Raw genomic sequence first — 16,209 nt, 5'->3', positions numbered from 1 at the left:
GGGTGCAAGTTTGAGCATATTCAGTTTAACACATCGGTATTTGCACTGAAAGAGCAGAACCATGCCAATTTTGTTCCCGAAATGTGCCAATTATTTGCCCGATTGTCCGGAAGGTGATTTTGTCTCTGGCAAGAACTGTTCCAGCATGTCTAAACTGTCCTTGGAGGTATAGCCCCAAAGGACGGAACTGAGGGCTTCAATAGCTTCCCGGCGTTTGCGGTAGTAGGTTCTGAAACTGATGTCACGAATGTGCGGCCGCAGGGTCTCGATGATTTCCTCAACATTTTTGAGCTGCTGGGGCGAGAGGAAGGAGTAGTACAGCAGCCAGTAATATGCCTCACCGTTTTTGTGCTTGGTACGCAGCAATTCGACTGCGGAATCCAGCAGCTTAAGCATTTTGTGGCTGCGTTCAATGCACTTGGCATGATGCTCAATGTCACTTCCGGCCAGATCGGCGCCGGCCAGATAGACTGAATCCAGAAAATCCTCGATGGAGGTGCCATACTCGATCTCAAACTTGGTGCGGACATGCTGGACAGAAAGCTCCAGACTCCACACAACATCCCGGTATTTTTTCAGCAGTTTCCAGGTATCATGGTACAGGGGATTATCAGCAACATCAGGTTCAACAAATTTTCTCATTTCAAGTTCCTCCTATTTTCGTGCTCCTCAAAGGGAGTGAGTGTAAGTTCAAAAGTGGCGATTGAAGTGTTTGTGCCGCAGAGGATGGTCAGACCAAAGTGGGCTGTGGATTTCCCTCGCGCACGCGGAATCAACTCTTCCCAGCAGTCGTCCGATAAGGGATATAACTTATAGCGGGAGAGCGGGCAAGAAAAGCAGGAAATCCCTTGCGTAGATAGGATGTCAGCCATCTTGCGGAGTATCGTTTCAATGTGCGATTTTGAAACGCTGGAAAGTGCATCCGAAACAATGATCTCATGCTCAGAGATGGAATGGCTCTCTTCGGTTTCAGCAGTTTCCGGAAGCTCCAGATGAATGTTTAAGGTCATGGCAACTTCCTCCTTGTCGATTAAAACATCGGAAATCTCAAACATGGTGGATAGGTAGTTCTGCAGGTAGATCACGCTTCCATGCCGGCCGGGAAACGACATGATAGAGATATACCCAAGACCGTCCAGCTTTTTCAGTATCCGGCATACGGTAGCGCGTGACAGCCCCCAGCGGCAGGAGAGTTCGGTATAACTGACCAACGGGTTTCCTGTACCATTGCGAAAGTAGGCTACCGGGCCGACCTCTGACCCCTGCACCTGCGTATCGTTGTAGACAGCGGATACCCACAGATCCAGAACGATGTCCATTTCAGAGCAGCGGGCAGAGCTGACCAGTTCCAGGGCAACAGAGACTGGCAGGAAGAAAAAACCGGTATCCTTTTGGCATGGGGCATTGTACTCCAGTGCGGAATTGTGGCGGGCCCAGTGGAGGATTTTATATTTTACTACATTGCCACGGCCCAGCAGTGTATAGGAAATCAAGTGCTGCTTCTGAAGGGTATCCAGCATGGACAGCGCCTGCCGATGAAAGCGGGTGCGGAACCAGCAAGACAGTTCCTTGACGGTGCACACCCATTCGCCGGGCGAGACTGTATAACTGATCCCGTCAATACGGCGATATGAGGTGCGGAAGTTTGCATAGCTGCAAAGTACAGTAAAATGAAAAAGGCCGGAGCCTCCGTTTATGCGGATGCTCCGGTCGTTGATCAGTTTGTGGATGAACTCACGATAAATCCGGCATCGTGGGTAATCTACCACTTGTTTAATTTGAAGTTGGTATTCTGGCATGACAGTCTCCTCTTTATTATGTATTATGTATTAAAGGTGGGGCAATAAAAGTAATAAAATGTTTCGATAAAATCGTTGACTTAGATTGAATTGAAGGTTATTATATAATAATGTATGCGTCTGCGGTTAAACGATCAAGCCGTTCTTTGTGTAGAGATCATGTTAGATATAGCATCCTGAGTAACGCAGCAAATTTTTGCCATTTCTATGCCAGCGATATGCCATAACAGGCGCACTACAACTTTCTACAACTTTTCTACAACTTTTGAAGCGAAAAGGATGGCACAAGAGGACACGAGACGAATGAAAAAAATTTCACGAATCGAGTATTGTGCGGGTTTTGAACCCTTACAGAGCGGCATGGAACAGGATGAAGGGAGCCGAATTTTGCTCCCGACCATGAAGACCCTGGGCGGAGCCGCATCCAAGTCCGCAGACGGTGAGACTTCAGAAGCAGCGCCCGCTGGCGACAACAACGGCTTCTTCACTCCGAACGAGAAGATCGACTTCTCTAACGTAAAGGTAGAGCCGCTGTTCGAGGAGCAGGTAGACTTCGACACCTTCAGCAAGTCTGATTTCCGTGCCGTTAAGGTAAAAGAGTGTATTGCAGTACCGAAGAGCAAGAAGCTTCTTCAGTTCACATTGGATGACGGAACAGGGACAGACCGTACAATCCTCAGCGGAATCCACGCTTACTATGAGCCGGAAGAGCTGGTTGGCAAGACCCTGATTGCGATCACCAACCTGCCGCCACGTAAGATGATGGGCATTGAGTCCTGCGGAATGCTGCTTTCAGCAGTGAATAATCTGAAGAATTCTGAGGACGAAGAACTGCATCTGCTGATGGTGGATAATCATATTCCGGCGGGAGCGAAGCTGTACTAGGAATCAATAAAATTTAGTATAGGATTGATAGAGATTAAAGGAGATTAGAGCGAGAGGGTTCTGGTCTCCTTTGTTTTTGAGAAAAAAGTTGCTCAACAGGGGGGCAAATCGACAGCCTCCGGTTGGTTTTAACCGGAGGCTGTACGAGTCCCTATTGCATCGTTATGATGCAAGGCTCTGCAGATATTCTTCCACATTCTGATACTGAATGCTATCTATCACTTGGCTTTCTCCACGATAAAGGACAAACTTTCCGGTGATCGGGCCATAACGGTGCTCCGTCTGTGCGCATTTTTCCACATCGATCAGATGGCGATACTGCTGTGGGACGGCTTCCTCGCTGTGCTTGATCTCGAAAATCCGGCAGGAACCTGCTTCCGGGTCAAACACCACCATATCAAATTCGCCCACGGGGAATTGCAGGACAAATACCTGCTTTTTGGGGTTCGACAGCTTGGTTTCCAGCAGGACGATGTCCTCCAGCATCCGACCTTTGATCTCGGTCAAAATGCGCTCCTGCGCGACGGTGCGCTCTGCCAGAGACAATGCACTGAACGTCTCATCCAGCAGCAGACTGCGGATTAGCGCATCCGCCTGCGCATAACGCAGACCTGGTTGTGCAATCACTGTGCGGCTGGACACCGTGCTGACATCCGGCAGGTGCAGCACATCAATTTTCTGTGTCAGATCCAGCAGATCCAGATACTCTTTGATCTCTGCCGCATGAACATCGTCCAGTTTTATGGTCTGTTCTGTCTTGTTGCGGATCTCCAGTAGCTTTCGCAGACTATCTGTGACAGTTGCAAGGTCAATGCGGTCAAGGATGTCTGTGGGATTTTCGCGGTCACGGCGCAAATTGCTGGCGGAAATGCCAAGATCATGAGACTTCCAATTCTGCGTCAGCACCTCCAGCGTGAAGCGGTGGTTGATATCCTCCACCACGCGGTTGATGGCACTGGTCAGTTCATTTTTATCATACAAGTCTCGCAGATGGCGGAAATGTCCCTCATACTGATAGCAGCGCAGTGAATGCTGGATGTTGCGTGCGATGGCTGTGTCCACATATTCGTCGGCACTTTCCTTGCTGGCAAATGTGGAGGTTTCGTTGTAGTGGACGCCGCCGAGGCTCATAGTGCCGCCGTAGCGGATATACTCGTCGATGCCATGGATGCCGAGGACGGATTCAAACTCCCTGTAAGGGATGAAGGTGGTGTGCAGCAGGATGCAGCGGTCATAGAGTTGCTCGTCCTCGGCAAAGAGGAAGCCCAGCGAGTCTGTGCCGGAGAGCGTGATCTTCATACCGCAGGCTGCAAACACGTCAGAGAACAGCGCTGCGCCCTCAATGAAATCTTCCATCAGCGTTACTTCATCGAGGAACACATAACGAAAACCTTGCGCTTCCAACGCTTTGAGGTCACGGTTCACATTTGCCAGCGTATCTCTTGCGGTAATCTGAATGAACGCCGCTTTCGTTAGTTCTGCGTCGCTCATCTCCGCAAAAATCTGTCGGATCATGGTAGTTTTTCCCGTCCGGCGCAGGCCGTAGAGAATAAATACCTTGTCCCGTGGCTCACTGTAGACAAAATCGTGCAGCTGCCGGAAGCACTCGCGTTTGCGATAGCCGCGGACAGGTGCCGCAAAGGAACGCAGCGCATCACCGATGCGGATGTTGGTTGTAAAGGTAGAAGTATCTACGGCTTTTGTTTGGGGAAGTTGCCTCTTCAGTGCCTTCAGCTCCTGCTCTAACGCCTTCCGCCGCTCGATCTGCGCACGGAAATCCGCCAATTCATCTGCAGAAATATACTTCTCCCGCCGCTTCTTGTTTTCCGTCCAACGATGGTAGAAGTATTCCTTCCCATTAACGGTTTTCTTCGTAATAGAACCGGCAGGCAAAGCAGAAATTTGTTGCTCCAACTCCGCTGCCCGTTCCTGCATTTCGAATAATTCCATAGTGCACCTCCTATTCATCGATAATATTCTACACAGAATTATACCCTATTATACCCGTGAAATCAAGGGTATAATAGGGCGTAATCATTTTTGACATTTGTGGTGTGGATTATGTATAGTGGGCGTGATGATCATAAACAGTTAAGTCAGACAGAAGATGCTTCGGAATATTAAAATTAAATATGGAACCGGAGATTTAAGCAGTTAGTCTATGAAAAATAGGTTGGCTGCTTTTCATGCAAAAGTACTCTGGCCTTTTTGATGTAAAATGCAAGATCCTTTTGCCCCTTATATAGAAATGAGATATAATAAAGGTAATATTTGAACACCTTAAAAGTAAAAATTACATTTATTGAAAGAGAAAAAATGATAAAGTATATTTGTAGGAAATGCAATGTAAATACAGAACGGTCAGAATGTCCGATTTGCAAGGAACGCACAGAATTAGAAAGCTCAACTATTTATTGGTGTGATGACTGTAATATCCCATTGTTTGAAGAAATCTGCCCAATTTGTGCAAAAAAAGCGCATAGAATAGGCGGCGATTTAAGACCAGTATTTCCGGAAGAACGACTTCTGCTTGAAATTATGATTGGAGAACCGTTTAAATATAAAGATGCGTCTGTCTGGAATGCTTCAGGCAACCACTATTATGCAGATGGTAAAAAAATTAAATTTACAGTTAGTCAGACAAAAAAACTAGATGCAAAAGAAATCCGTAAACAATTAACACAATTATCTTCTGAAAATTCGTATGATGTGTTTGAGGCCAATATCAAAAAATTTGTGACAGCAAACCAGAAACGTTACGATTATATTTCAAAGGAAGCAATGGAATATATTCGTACTAAGGCAGAAAATGCAGCTTTGACAGAAATGTTTGTATCTTTTAGTGGAGGTAAAGATAGTACGGTGGTTTCCGAACTTGTCATGCGAGCGTTGGGAACACAGGAAATCTTGCACTTATATGGCGATACTACATTGGAATTTCCAGAATCTAAAGAATATGTTAAGCGTTTCAGAAAGGAACATCCCAAGACGCTGGTTGATACAGCGAAAAATAAGGATAAAAATTTTGAGGAGCTTTGCGAACAACTTGGACCGCCATCCAGAGTTATGAGATGGTGCTGTACTATTTTTAAAACAGGTGCTATCCAGAGAAGAATTCAGACGTTGTTTAAAGGAAAAAAGAAAATTCTTACTTTTTATGGCATACGTAGAAGTGAGTCTAGTTCACGAAATAAATATGATCGAGAATCGGATAGCCCTAAAATTGCAACTCAAAAAACAGTTTCTCCGATCATAGACTGGACAGATTTTGATGTGTGGTTGTATCTATTGACAACGGGAATAGATTTTAACAGCGCATATCGGCTGGGGTATACAAGAGTCGGCTGCTGGTGTTGTCCAAATAACAGTGACTGGTCTGGCTTTCTGTCCCAAATATATATGCCGGAACAATATGAAAAATGGCACACATTACTGGTGGAGTTTGCAAAAAAGATTGGGAAACCAGATCCGGAAGTGTATGTAGATGAAGGAAATTGGAAGGCACGTCAGGGAGGGAATGGCCTTGAGTATTCTCAGACTTCTGTTTTGACATTTAAACCGTGTGCTCTTCAAGAAAATGCTTTAAACTTTGAATTGCAACGACCGATAAGTGAAGAACTTTATGAATTGTTCAAGCCGTTTGGATATATCAATAAGAGTCTTGGAAATGAAAGATTGGGAGAAGTTTTTGTAGTTGATCGTAACGGAAATCTTCAATTAAAGCTTCAGGGAAAACTAGGACAGACTACTTTAAAAGTTAGCATTTTGAGCAAGACCGCTGGACATAGCAAGAGCATGAAAGCAGTAGAAGATAAGGTGAAAAATCAAATTACAAAATATCAGATGTGCATGGGATGCCTGGGATGTGAAAGTGCATGTAAATATAGTGCGATTGCGATCAAAACAGACAGGTCAGGATTGGTTTCATATAAAATCAAAGATGATAAATGTGTAAGATGCGGTCATTGTATTGCGCATTATGATGGTGGATGTTATATGCGTAAGGTAATGACAATCAAGCGCTGAGTGAGGAGATTATGACAAAACGTAAGTATAAATTAAAAGGGCATGAATGTACTGTTAGCAATGAAATCAGACGAGAATATTAATTGAAAGATTTAACATAGAATAGAAATAAGAATTTTAGTAAAGTAGATATTTAACTGTTATAAGATAATAAAATCAGCTAAAGCATAGGCGGTGACAAATATGCCAGGATGGAATCTAAAAGAGGGTATTTTAACGGAATTAGAAGTTAGCGATGACGAATACTGGTCGCTATTTAATTTCGTTTTTTCAGATGCCTGTCGGAAAACAAATACATATAAGTTTGGCCTTATAAAATCTATCTGTGATCAAATATATGACGTGCATGATGACGGAGACCAGTTTTTCCTGTCTTATGAAAAGATATTTTCAAAATTTGCCGAGAATTACTGGAATCTTGTTAATAAATATAAGCTAAAACAAATGTCATACAATGGTAAGTCGGAATATTCCAAGATTGAACTGATAATCAAAGCAGCGGTGGAAAATTGTGAAATACCGGAAAATGTAGGATTCCAGGCGCTATGTGATAAGAACCGAAGTGCAATCATAAAGGAAGTTACGGCGGAGTGCAAGAAGTGTGTGGTCGGAGCTTTATATAATGATTTTGAAGGAAAGCTCTATGCGTTTAGCTTACGTGGTGATGGTATCTTTTTAAGCGAGGGCGCGTGTCGTTTCATGGCCAAGTATAAAATGGAGATTGAAAAGCTTAACTATTATGCCTGGGCGAGATTTCTGGAAAAAGTCAATGACGATGATGCGCTGATAAGAGTGTTAGAAAAACTGGATATGGCTACGCCTCAACGCAAAGATTTATCCATGTACAGGGATATTTTATACAACGAATTTCAGGAAAATACCTGCTTTTATTGCGGAAAACGGTTAAATAAAAATGTTCATGTGGATCATTTTATTCCATGGACATTTGTGAAGAATGATAATTTGTGGAATTTCGTACTGGCCTGTCCAAAATGTAATTTAAAGAAAAGCGGTAATTTAGTTGGAAGAGAATATGTAGTAAAAATAGACTCGAGGAATGCTTCGATTATGAACAGAAGCACATTGAGTTCGTCGATACGCGTTGAATTCGATGGATATTATGACGGACTGCTGGACAGAATGTGGAGTTATGCTAAGATGAGCGGAATCAGAGAACGGGAAGAGATAATGACATAGAGCTGCGGGAGAGGCTGAGTTTAGGCTGCTGTATAATCATTAAAACAGGTGATTCTACGGCAGCTTTCTTTATGTATAGATGTTTCCCAGTTAGTTTGTTGAAATGTATACTTAAAAGACAAACAAAATAATTTACAAGACTTCCAAACGGAGGTATAATACAAACACTAAGCAGAAATGTGAGGGATGCATATGGATGATGAATTTAAAGAACGTTGTTTTTCATACTATTCGGCGCTGATTCAACCTATTTATAAGCAATATAAGTTGAAAGAGGAGCCAATATATGCGATTCAAAGATATTGCTCCCTGGAGACGCTTTCGGAATATGCCATTCAACTGGCCAAAAGCGATTATATGTTAAAAGAACGTGGTGTATTGAAAAAAGACGGTTTGTTGGAGCCAGGAATTGAGACGGTAATCGAAAGAAAGAATTCAGTCCGCAATAACAGCGTTTCTGTCGGAGACGTGATCGAAATATACCGCGGAAATGAAAGAGATCTGTATTATGTGGAGCCGGTTGGCTTGAAATGCCTGGATACATTTTAAACGTTGTTTCATAGATATCAGCAAACTAGAGAGGAAGAAGAATGAATAATGCGTCTTTTGTTTTTCCGGCAGTGAAAGGCATACAAGCAAAAAGAGAATATTTTACAGCGATGGTTCCGTTGGAAATCATTCCGAAAATTTTTCAGTTTTCCGACGAAGAATTACCGGCGGAAATAAAAGCTCAGAGGGTATTGAACAAAGCGCGTATTCCGGAAATAAGGGACTATATCATCAATAATCCGGACTCGTATGTGTTTTCTTCATTAACCGTGTCGGTTGATGGGGACATGATTTTTGAGCCGATAGATGGAAATGCTATGATAGGACAGATATCCATTCCCATGAATGCAAGATTTTTGATAAACGACGGCCAACACAGGCGGGCGGCCATAGCGGAAGCGATTAAAGTAAATCCGGCGTTGAAGGATGAACACATTTCCGTGGTGTTCTATCATGATAAAGGACTGAAAGCTTCCCAGCAGATGTTTTCTGATCTGAACCGTTACGCAATCCGGCCCACAAAGTCAATTAACATATTATTTAATTCCCGGGAAGAGTCGTCCATCATTGCAAAAGAGGTTGTCAGAGAAGTGGCGGTATTTGCAGGATGGACGGAAAAAGAAAAAACCACCGTATCGAACAGGTCAAAAGCACTGTTTACATTAAGCGCTATCAGTACAGCTACCATTGAACTGTTGAAAAATATAAAATCGGATACGCCTGAAAAGACAAAATTGGCTATTGAATTTTGGAATGAAGTGGCTCTACAGATGCCGGAATGGCTTGCGGTAATGCGGCAGGAGAAAAAGTCGTCGGATGTCAGAAGCGGCAGTATCTGTTCCCTGAGTATTACGCTGGCAGCTATCGGACATGGCGGTAACAAAATCATACTCACCTACCCGCAGGAGTGGAAAAAGCAAGTCCGGAATCTGGAAAAGGTAGACTGGAAAAAGGAGAACCCCGTTTGGAACGATCTGGTTTTTGTAAATGGCAGAGTGGCCGCGAACAGATCGACCCAAAAGGCATTATCTGCTTACATAGAAAAAATAATGATGGAAGAGATTGGTGAAAACAATGGCGAATCTGACCAGAGATGATATCAGAGAAGTGATCGAAACAATAAAGGGCTTATATCTGGAAGATATGATTCCCTGGATCTGCGGATACAGTGGCGGCAAAGATTCCACGGCGGTAGTCCAGCTGGTCTGGATGGCGCTTTCGGAATTGCCGGCGGATAAACTGAAAAAGACAGTTCATGTAATCAGCACCGATACTTTAGTGGAATCTCCGGTTGTGGCGATTTGGGCTACGGAGTCTTTGAGAAAAATGAAAGAACGGGCCAAGGCGGCAGAATTGCCGATTATTCCGCACAGGCTTACACCCACTACCACGAATACATTCTGGGTAAATTTGATTGGAAGAGGGTACCCATATCCCAGAAGAGATTTTCGTTGGTGTACAGATAGATTAAAAATTGATGCTTCCAACCGATTTATCAAAGAGGTGCTGGACGCGGAGAGCGAAGCGATATTAGTATTGGGCTCCAGAAAGGCGGAGAGCGCAACGCGTAAAGCCGTTATGGAAGGATATGAGAAAAAACGCTATCGGGAGAACCTCAGTCCCAATGGCTCATTTCCGAATTCCTACGTGTTTACACCGATTGAGAACTGGCAGAATGATAATGTATGGCAGTTTTTAATGCAATACGAGAATCCCTGGGGGCACTCAAATAAAGATCTGTTGGCTATGTACAGTGGAGCTTCCGCAGACGGAGAGTGTCCGCTTGTAATTGACACGTCTACACCTTCCTGTGGAAACAGCCGTTTTGGCTGCTGGGTATGCACGATGGTAGCGGAAGACAAATCCATGGCGGCCATGATTCAAAACGATGAGGAAAAATCGTGGATGCTGCCAATGCTGGATTTCCGAAATTATATAGCGGGTGATTGGGAAACCGATCGCAGACGCCGTGATTTTAGGCGCCGCGACGGCCACCTTACCTGGTATAATGACAGACTTGTGCATGGTCCGTATACGCAGGAGACGCGGGAAGATTTTTTACGCAGATTACTTCAGGTTGAAAAACTGGTTCATGAGATCGGCCCGGACTCAATTAAAGAAGTTCCGCTGATTACCATGGAGGAATTAAAACTTATCCGTCAGATATGGCTGGATGAATTTCATGAATTTGAAGACAATTTACCCAAAATCTATGAAGAGGAAACCGGCAAACCCTATCAGGATGGAAGTATAGGAAAAAATAAATATTTTGGTGCTGCGGAGGCCAAAATCCTGAAAGAGGTATGTGACGACATGTATGGCGAAGAGGAATTGCTGCCGCAGATGTTGAAAGCCCTGCTTGACGTGGAAGCAAAAGCAGCCGCCATATCCAATAAGAGAAACGTCATCAATAACCTGGAAAAAGAGATCAAGAAAGCGTTCTATAAAAATGAAGAAGAGGCGCAGGAGATAGCTTCCGCCCGGGCGGACAGGCTTACGGAAGCCATGGAAGAGAATGACAGAGAGTTTGTAGAGTGAGGTGAGCGGAGTGTATTTTACGAAGGTTGGATTACATAATTTCGGTATCTACAAGGGTACCCACGAGATGATCCTCACGGATAAATGCGGTGAACGTAATATCACGTTGATTGGAGGACTCAATGGCCGGGGAAAGACGACTTTTCATGATGCGATCCTGATTGCTCTGTATGGAAAACAGGCGCTTAAGTATATTCAGGAAAAAGAAAGGTCATATGATAAGCTTTTAGCAGATCATATAAACATACAGGCCACAGATGAGGAAACCTATGTCTCAGTGACGCTTGTGCTTGAGGATAATACAGTCATTCGCGTGAAGAGAAGCTGGAGACTCAAAGGGAAAAAAATCGAGCAGCAGACAGAGGTTGAAAAAAACGGAAGGTTAGATAAATATCTCGGTGAAAATTGGAGTTATTATATTGAGGAAATATTGCCTTTCGGTATAGCAAGATTTTTCTTTTTTAACAACGAAAAAATTACGCAGCTGGCAGATGACAGTTCTTTTGAACAGATAAAAAGTTCCATTAAATCAGCGATTGGTGTTTCTACAATTGAAAAAACAATTGCGCACGTAGATGAGGTAATCCGGAGAAAAAAAGAGGATCTGAAAATATTTGAAACAAGTGAATTAAACCAGGAGTATCAGGCGGTTGAAAAAGAAATTGCGGACATCGATCAACGTCTGGAGGAGGCACAGCGCGAAATAAATAAACTGGAGCTACAGTGTCAGAAGCTTGCGATTCAGATTGAGACGAAGGAAAATGAATTCTGGTCTTCCGGTGGAGATTTGAGCAGAAACCGCGATTCGATTAAAGCTGAGATGAATCGAATTTCCGCTCTGGCAGAACAGATTCAGCAGGAAATTCTTCAACTTACATCCAGTGCGGCCACACCGTTAGCCCTCTGCAAAGACCTGGTTCTTCAGTCTTATAACGAGGAACAGGAGCAGTTAAAGGATGATGTGAGACGGCATACAGATACGATTGTAAATGACAGTTATCAGAGGGTTTTAAAGAGGTTAGACGCAAGCAATTTACCGTTAGATATACTGGATATTGTTAAAAAAATTATCAGCGATGAATTTATAGTTCATGTAAAAGAGGCTGTAAATGAGAATCGGATCAGTATGTCTCCGGCCAGTCTGATGCTTTATGAGAAGCTTATTTCAGAGTTTTTCCCTTCCCTGTCTCAGAGAATATCTGATTTGATAACGTCTTCGGAGGCGCAGGAAGCGGAGTATATGAGCCTTGACGCGCATCTTGATGAAGCAGACGATAAGACGCTTGCGATGCAGTTATTTGAGACATTGAAAAGCATAGAACAGGAAAAAGCAGTGGCGGATGCGGAATATCAGAAGAAACTGGATTTGGTTGAAAGTATGAAGCGTCAGAGAGAGCTTCTTGTCGGAAAGCGCATTCGTCTCATTAAGGGAATGGCGGAGAAGGAAAATGCGAATGACGACAATATGCGTATTATCCAATATGCAGCGATGTCTATCGAGACACTTACCGAGTTTAAAAAACGTCTTCAATGTGAGAAGGTGGAGCGGCTTTCTGATACGGCTACAGAATGCTTTCAGGCCCTGGTCGAAAAGGATTCGCTGGCAAAGAGAGTCGACATCAATGCGGAGACGCTGGATGTTACCATTATTGGTGTGGATGGCAGAGAAGTATTGAAAAATCAGTTATCTGCAGGAGAGCAGCAGATGTTTGCAGTAGCTATCGTATGGGCTTTGGCCCTGTCATCCGGCTACAAAGCGCCTGTTATCATTGATACGCCCATGGCCAGGCTGGATTCTTCCCATAGAGCGAATTTTGTTACAAAATATCTCCCTGCAGCGAGTTCACAGGTCCTGGTTCTTTCTACGGACGAGGAAATCTACGGCAGATACCTGGATATGGTGCGGGAAAACGTTTTGGATTATTATACGCTTCTTTACAGTGAGAAAGAGCAGTGTACCTCCATTGTGAAGGGATATTTTGAGGAGATTTGATTATGATAGTAAAACACTTTAAGCTTTCCCAGCCGGAAAAGGACAGACTCATTCGGATCAAGGCGAAAACCGGTATCCAGAATTGGAATATCATCTGCCGCTGGGCACTTTGCTGGTCCCTGGCGGAGCCCACGCCGCCCGGTGGAATAGAGCCCTTGTCAGACAGCAATGTGGAAATGGATTGGTCCACTTTTGCGGGTGAGTATTCGGAAATTTACGAGGCAATTATCCGACAGAGATGCATCAATGATGGCTTTGGGGACGATGAAAAAACACTGGCAAAGTATTTTCGGCTTCATTTAAACAGAGGTATCAATCATTATAGTGCGAAGGATGTTCTGAAAAATTGTGCAGACCTTCTGAAATCGGCTGTAGCGGAAGAGGAGGAAGTATATGGCAGTATATCTTGATTATAATGCTTCCGCTCCGGTGGATCCCAGAGTTTTGGACCGGATGGTGGAAGTTTATCGCATGCATTATGGCAATGCGGACAGCCGAACCCACATTTTCGGAACGGGGGCCAAAGAAATTGTAGCAGAATCCAGAAAAACCATTGCGGATATATTGAAGGTGGATAGTACCGACATTATTTTTACAAGCGGTTCGACGGAAAGTAATAATATGGCCATTGTAGGGCTGCTGGAATATGCGCTGGAGACTGGTCGAAACCATTTCATTACCACGGCCATAGAGCATAAATCTGTTCTGGAAGCAATGAAATATCTGCAGAGCAGAGGCTGTCAGGTGGATTTTGTGTATCCGGATGAGTCGGGGCGGGTGAAAGCAAGTCAGATTCTTGAACGGGTCAGTGAGAAAACGCTTCTGGTATCCATGATGCATGTAAACAGTGAAACAGGGATTATTCAGCCTGTGGAAGAGGTGGGAGAGGCTCTGGCCGGAACAAAAACGTATTTCCATATTGACGCTACCCAGGGGTTTGGCAAATTAAACGATACGTTGAGAAATACAAAATATAATATGCTGAGTATAACGGCACATAAATTGGGCGGGCCACAGGGAATTGGCGCACTGATTCTGAGGCGTGATCAAACATACCGACGTCCTCCGGTAAAGCCGATTCTGTTCGGAGGGCAGCAGGAGCGCGGTTTCAGGCCGGGAACAACGCCGGTTGCGCTGGCTGCGGGATTTGGGCTGGCGGCGAAGCTCTGTGATGAGGAAGCCGCAGCGCATATGAGAAAATGCGGGGAAATTAAGGAAGCGTTTCTGGCTGCGATTGCTTCTTTACATTATGTGATAAACGGCGATCCGCAGTATTGCATTCCCACGACAATTAATATCAGTTTTCCCGGGGTTGATGCGGAAGGCTATTTTGTGGCATTGAAAGAGGAATATGCTTTCTCAAACGGCTCAGCCTGCAACTCCGGAAGCCATGCTCCGAGCTATGTATTAAAGGCTATGGGGCTTGATGAGAAAAGGGTCAGCGAAGCAATCCGTATTTCCTGGGACGCAAATGTCCAGGCAGATTTTACATCTCTTGTTCAGTATGTTAATTCTGTATTATAAAATAAATGATCGGGATGATGGGAATAATTAAGGGAAATTCGGCACTACGAAGAAGGGAGAGGAAACCATCCATGTCAAATAAAAGAACCATAAATATAGATATATTCAACGACTCCATAACCTTCATAAAAGAAACCGAAAATCTAAAGAAAGCCCTCGAAAAAGCCCTCGCCAATCAAAAACTATATTGGGAAAAGGACGAAATAACGATACCGGCCAATCCAAAAAGGAACTGTAAAACGCTTGTTTCCGGAAAAAGAAGCTTTGAAGCCGCTTCCCGTTATGCAAGGGAAGGAAAAAAGGCGTGTGTACTTAATTTTGCCTCGGCGACAAATCCTGGTGGTGGGGTGACGCGTGGAAGTTCGGCACAGGAAGAGGGATTGTGCCGATGCAGTACCCTGTATCCGTGCCTGGATACCGAGGATATGTGGCGGAGGTTTTATCTTCCGCATAGGCGGGCAAAAGCTCCGCTTTATAATGATGACTGTATTTATACCCCGGGTGTGGTGGTGTTTAAAAGCGATACCGTTCATCCGGAGATGATGCAGGAAAGGGATTGGTATCAGGTAGATGTAATTACCTGCGCAGCCCCAAATCTCAGGGCAATTCCCGGTAATTCGATGAATCCATATGCTGGCGACGTGGCAGCGGATATCGGAAAAGAGCAGTTGTATGAGCTTCATTTACACAGAATGGAGCGGATTATGAAGATAGCGGCAGCCAATGGGGCAGACACATTGATTCTGGGAGCATTTGGGTGTGGAGCATTTTGCAATCCGCCGGAGATTGTGGCGGAAGCGTGGAAAACTATTCAGAGTGAGTATGAGGGTTATTTTGAGACAATTGAGTATGCTGTATTTTGCGGTAAACAGGATACTTCGAACTATGATACTTTCAGTAAAGTATTCAGCTCAAAGAAAACCTTTGATTTAACCAGATTTTCCGAAGCGCATGCAAAAAATTATCAGAAGGCCCTTGCGGAAGTAAAGGCCGGATACAAACGAACGCACTGGATGTGGTATATTTTTCCACAGATAGCAGGCTTGGGAATGAGTCCTACTTCCCAGTTTTACGCTATCGCGAATCTGGAAGAGGCGAAAGCTTATTTAAAGGATCCGGTTCTCGGAGCGCATATGCTGGAATTATGTCAGGCATTGCTGGAACTGGAAAGCCGGGACGCGGCAGCGATATTCGGCTGGCCGGATGATATGAAGTTGAAATCCTGTATGACTCTGTTTGAACAGGCAGAACCGGAACAGCCGATATTTGGGCGGATTCTGGATGAATTTTTTATGGGGGAAAGAGATCAAAAGACGATAGAGCTTTTGAAGAAAATGGAACGGTGAAATGCTCCGACTTTAATGGTCACGGGGGAATTGTCGACACAGCGTGTAGACAATCAGCCGCTTTACTTTCGTGGTCACATTATAGAACTTTATTGCAAGTAAAAGACCCTGAAGCCCGCGCCTAGTACGAAAAAGAAGCCGCAGAACAAACGGGAGTGGAATTCACAATTTCATTTTTCGGTACCCTGATATATTGCGGATAATAGTGTATAATATGCGAAATTTCGCATTTAAAACTGTATTTCTAGGCAAGATATGAGTGTTATAATAAATTATATATGTCTTTTTGACTATCTTTTTATATCTTCCTAAATGTCCGCAAAGCCTTATTTTATCGGCTCTACGGGCATTT

13 protein-coding genes are annotated in these 16,209 nt (G+C 44.1%); 10 read left to right on the top strand and 3 right to left on the bottom strand.

Annotated elements, in window-relative coordinates; all coding sequences use genetic code 11:
- Positions 1-90: 90 nt before the first annotated feature.
- Positions 91-642 carry a hypothetical protein gene (locus OCV63_RS04830; RefSeq protein ID WP_003499596.1) on the bottom strand — a complete coding sequence of 184 codons (552 nt, stop codon included), beginning with the start codon at positions 640-642 and terminating at the stop codon, positions 91-93.
- Positions 639-1,799, bottom strand: a complete 1,161-nt coding sequence (locus OCV63_RS04825) for a hypothetical protein (protein ID WP_003499594.1) — start codon at positions 1,797-1,799, stop codon at positions 639-641. The genes OCV63_RS04830 and OCV63_RS04825 overlap by 4 nt, the downstream gene beginning before the upstream one ends.
- A gap of 303 nt (positions 1,800-2,102) precedes the next feature.
- Between OCV63_RS04825 and OCV63_RS04820 the strand changes: the two genes are divergently transcribed.
- On the top strand, positions 2,103-2,684 hold the full coding sequence (locus tag OCV63_RS04820; protein ID WP_262670650.1) for a hypothetical protein: 582 nt from the start codon (positions 2,103-2,105) through the stop codon (positions 2,682-2,684).
- 162 nt (positions 2,685-2,846) lie between these two features.
- On the opposite strand, the gene OCV63_RS04815 is transcribed toward OCV63_RS04820, so the two are convergent.
- Complete coding sequence (locus OCV63_RS04815; RefSeq protein WP_158362477.1) at positions 2,847-4,634, bottom strand: DUF6788 family protein; 1,788 nt, start codon at positions 4,632-4,634, stop codon at positions 2,847-2,849.
- Positions 4,635-5,000: 366 nt separating this feature from the next.
- Between OCV63_RS04815 and OCV63_RS04810 the strand changes: the two genes are divergently transcribed.
- From OCV63_RS04810 to OCV63_RS04770, 9 genes are all read left to right on the top strand, one after another.
- The gene (locus OCV63_RS04810; RefSeq protein WP_158362475.1) at positions 5,001-6,710 is read left to right on the top strand and encodes a phosphoadenosine phosphosulfate reductase domain-containing protein; all 1,710 of its coding nucleotides are present in this window, start codon (positions 5,001-5,003) and stop codon (positions 6,708-6,710) included.
- Between the two features lie 183 nt (positions 6,711-6,893).
- Positions 6,894-7,907 (top strand): HNH endonuclease signature motif containing protein, encoded by a 1,014-nt coding sequence (locus tag OCV63_RS04805; protein WP_158362473.1) that lies wholly within the window; start codon positions 6,894-6,896, stop codon positions 7,905-7,907.
- 192 nt (positions 7,908-8,099) lie between these two features.
- Positions 8,100-8,456 (top strand): YodL domain-containing protein, encoded by a 357-nt coding sequence (locus OCV63_RS04800; RefSeq protein WP_262670649.1) that lies wholly within the window; start codon positions 8,100-8,102, stop codon positions 8,454-8,456.
- Positions 8,457-8,497: 41 nt separating this feature from the next.
- Positions 8,498-9,553 (top strand): DNA sulfur modification protein DndB, encoded by a 1,056-nt coding sequence (dndB, locus tag OCV63_RS04795; protein WP_158362469.1) that lies wholly within the window; start codon positions 8,498-8,500, stop codon positions 9,551-9,553.
- A complete protein-coding gene (gene dndC / locus OCV63_RS04790) occupies positions 9,531-10,994 on the top strand; it encodes a DNA phosphorothioation system sulfurtransferase DndC (protein ID WP_158362620.1) in 1,464 nt (487 codons plus the stop codon). The genes dndB and dndC overlap by 23 nt, the downstream gene beginning before the upstream one ends.
- Positions 10,995-11,004: 10 nt before the next feature.
- A complete protein-coding gene (dndD, locus tag OCV63_RS04785) occupies positions 11,005-12,987 on the top strand; it encodes a DNA sulfur modification protein DndD (protein ID WP_158362466.1) in 1,983 nt (660 codons plus the stop codon).
- 2 nt (positions 12,988-12,989) lie between these two features.
- A complete protein-coding gene (gene dndE / locus OCV63_RS04780; RefSeq protein WP_158362464.1) occupies positions 12,990-13,397 on the top strand; it encodes a DNA sulfur modification protein DndE in 408 nt (135 codons plus the stop codon).
- Positions 13,381-14,511, top strand: coding sequence for a cysteine desulfurase family protein (locus OCV63_RS04775; protein WP_158362462.1), 1,131 nt, complete (start codon positions 13,381-13,383; stop codon positions 14,509-14,511). Before dndE ends, OCV63_RS04775 begins: the two co-directional genes overlap by 17 nt.
- A 5-nt stretch (positions 14,512-14,516) precedes the next feature.
- On the top strand, positions 14,517-15,857 hold the full coding sequence (locus OCV63_RS04770; protein WP_317245579.1) for a TIGR02452 family protein: 1,341 nt from the start codon (positions 14,517-14,519) through the stop codon (positions 15,855-15,857).
- Positions 15,858-16,209 lie beyond the last annotated feature (352 nt).

The sequence above is a fragment of the Laedolimicola ammoniilytica genome (assembly GCF_025567165.1).
Classification (GTDB): domain Bacteria; phylum Bacillota; class Clostridia; order Lachnospirales; family Lachnospiraceae; genus Laedolimicola; species Laedolimicola ammoniilytica.
This window is presented reverse-complemented; position numbering and strand designations above follow the sequence as displayed.

Excerpts from the sequence above, each read along its gene's own strand:
- OCV63_RS04810 (WP_158362475.1), top strand. The coding sequence starts at position 5,001 with ATGATAAAGTATATTTGTAGGAAATGCAATGTAAATACAGAACGGTCA.
- OCV63_RS04770 (WP_317245579.1), top strand. The coding sequence starts at position 14,517 with ATGATCGGGATGATGGGAATAATTAAGGGAAATTCGGCACTACGAAGA.
- OCV63_RS04820 (WP_262670650.1), top strand. The coding sequence starts at position 2,103 with ATGAAAAAAATTTCACGAATCGAGTATTGTGCGGGTTTTGAACCCTTA.
- OCV63_RS04815 (WP_158362477.1), bottom strand. The coding sequence starts at position 4,634 with ATGGAATTATTCGAAATGCAGGAACGGGCAGCGGAGTTGGAGCAACAA.
- dndC (WP_158362620.1), top strand. The coding sequence starts at position 9,531 with ATGGCGAATCTGACCAGAGATGATATCAGAGAAGTGATCGAAACAATA.
- dndE (WP_158362464.1), top strand. The coding sequence starts at position 12,990 with ATGATAGTAAAACACTTTAAGCTTTCCCAGCCGGAAAAGGACAGACTC.
- OCV63_RS04800 (WP_262670649.1), top strand. The coding sequence starts at position 8,100 with ATGGATGATGAATTTAAAGAACGTTGTTTTTCATACTATTCGGCGCTG.
- OCV63_RS04825 (WP_003499594.1), bottom strand. The coding sequence starts at position 1,799 with ATGCCAGAATACCAACTTCAAATTAAACAAGTGGTAGATTACCCACGA.
- OCV63_RS04775 (WP_158362462.1), top strand. The coding sequence starts at position 13,381 with ATGGCAGTATATCTTGATTATAATGCTTCCGCTCCGGTGGATCCCAGA.
- OCV63_RS04830 (WP_003499596.1), bottom strand. The coding sequence starts at position 642 with ATGAGAAAATTTGTTGAACCTGATGTTGCTGATAATCCCCTGTACCAT.
- OCV63_RS04805 (WP_158362473.1), top strand. The coding sequence starts at position 6,894 with ATGCCAGGATGGAATCTAAAAGAGGGTATTTTAACGGAATTAGAAGTT.
- dndB (WP_158362469.1), top strand. The coding sequence starts at position 8,498 with ATGAATAATGCGTCTTTTGTTTTTCCGGCAGTGAAAGGCATACAAGCA.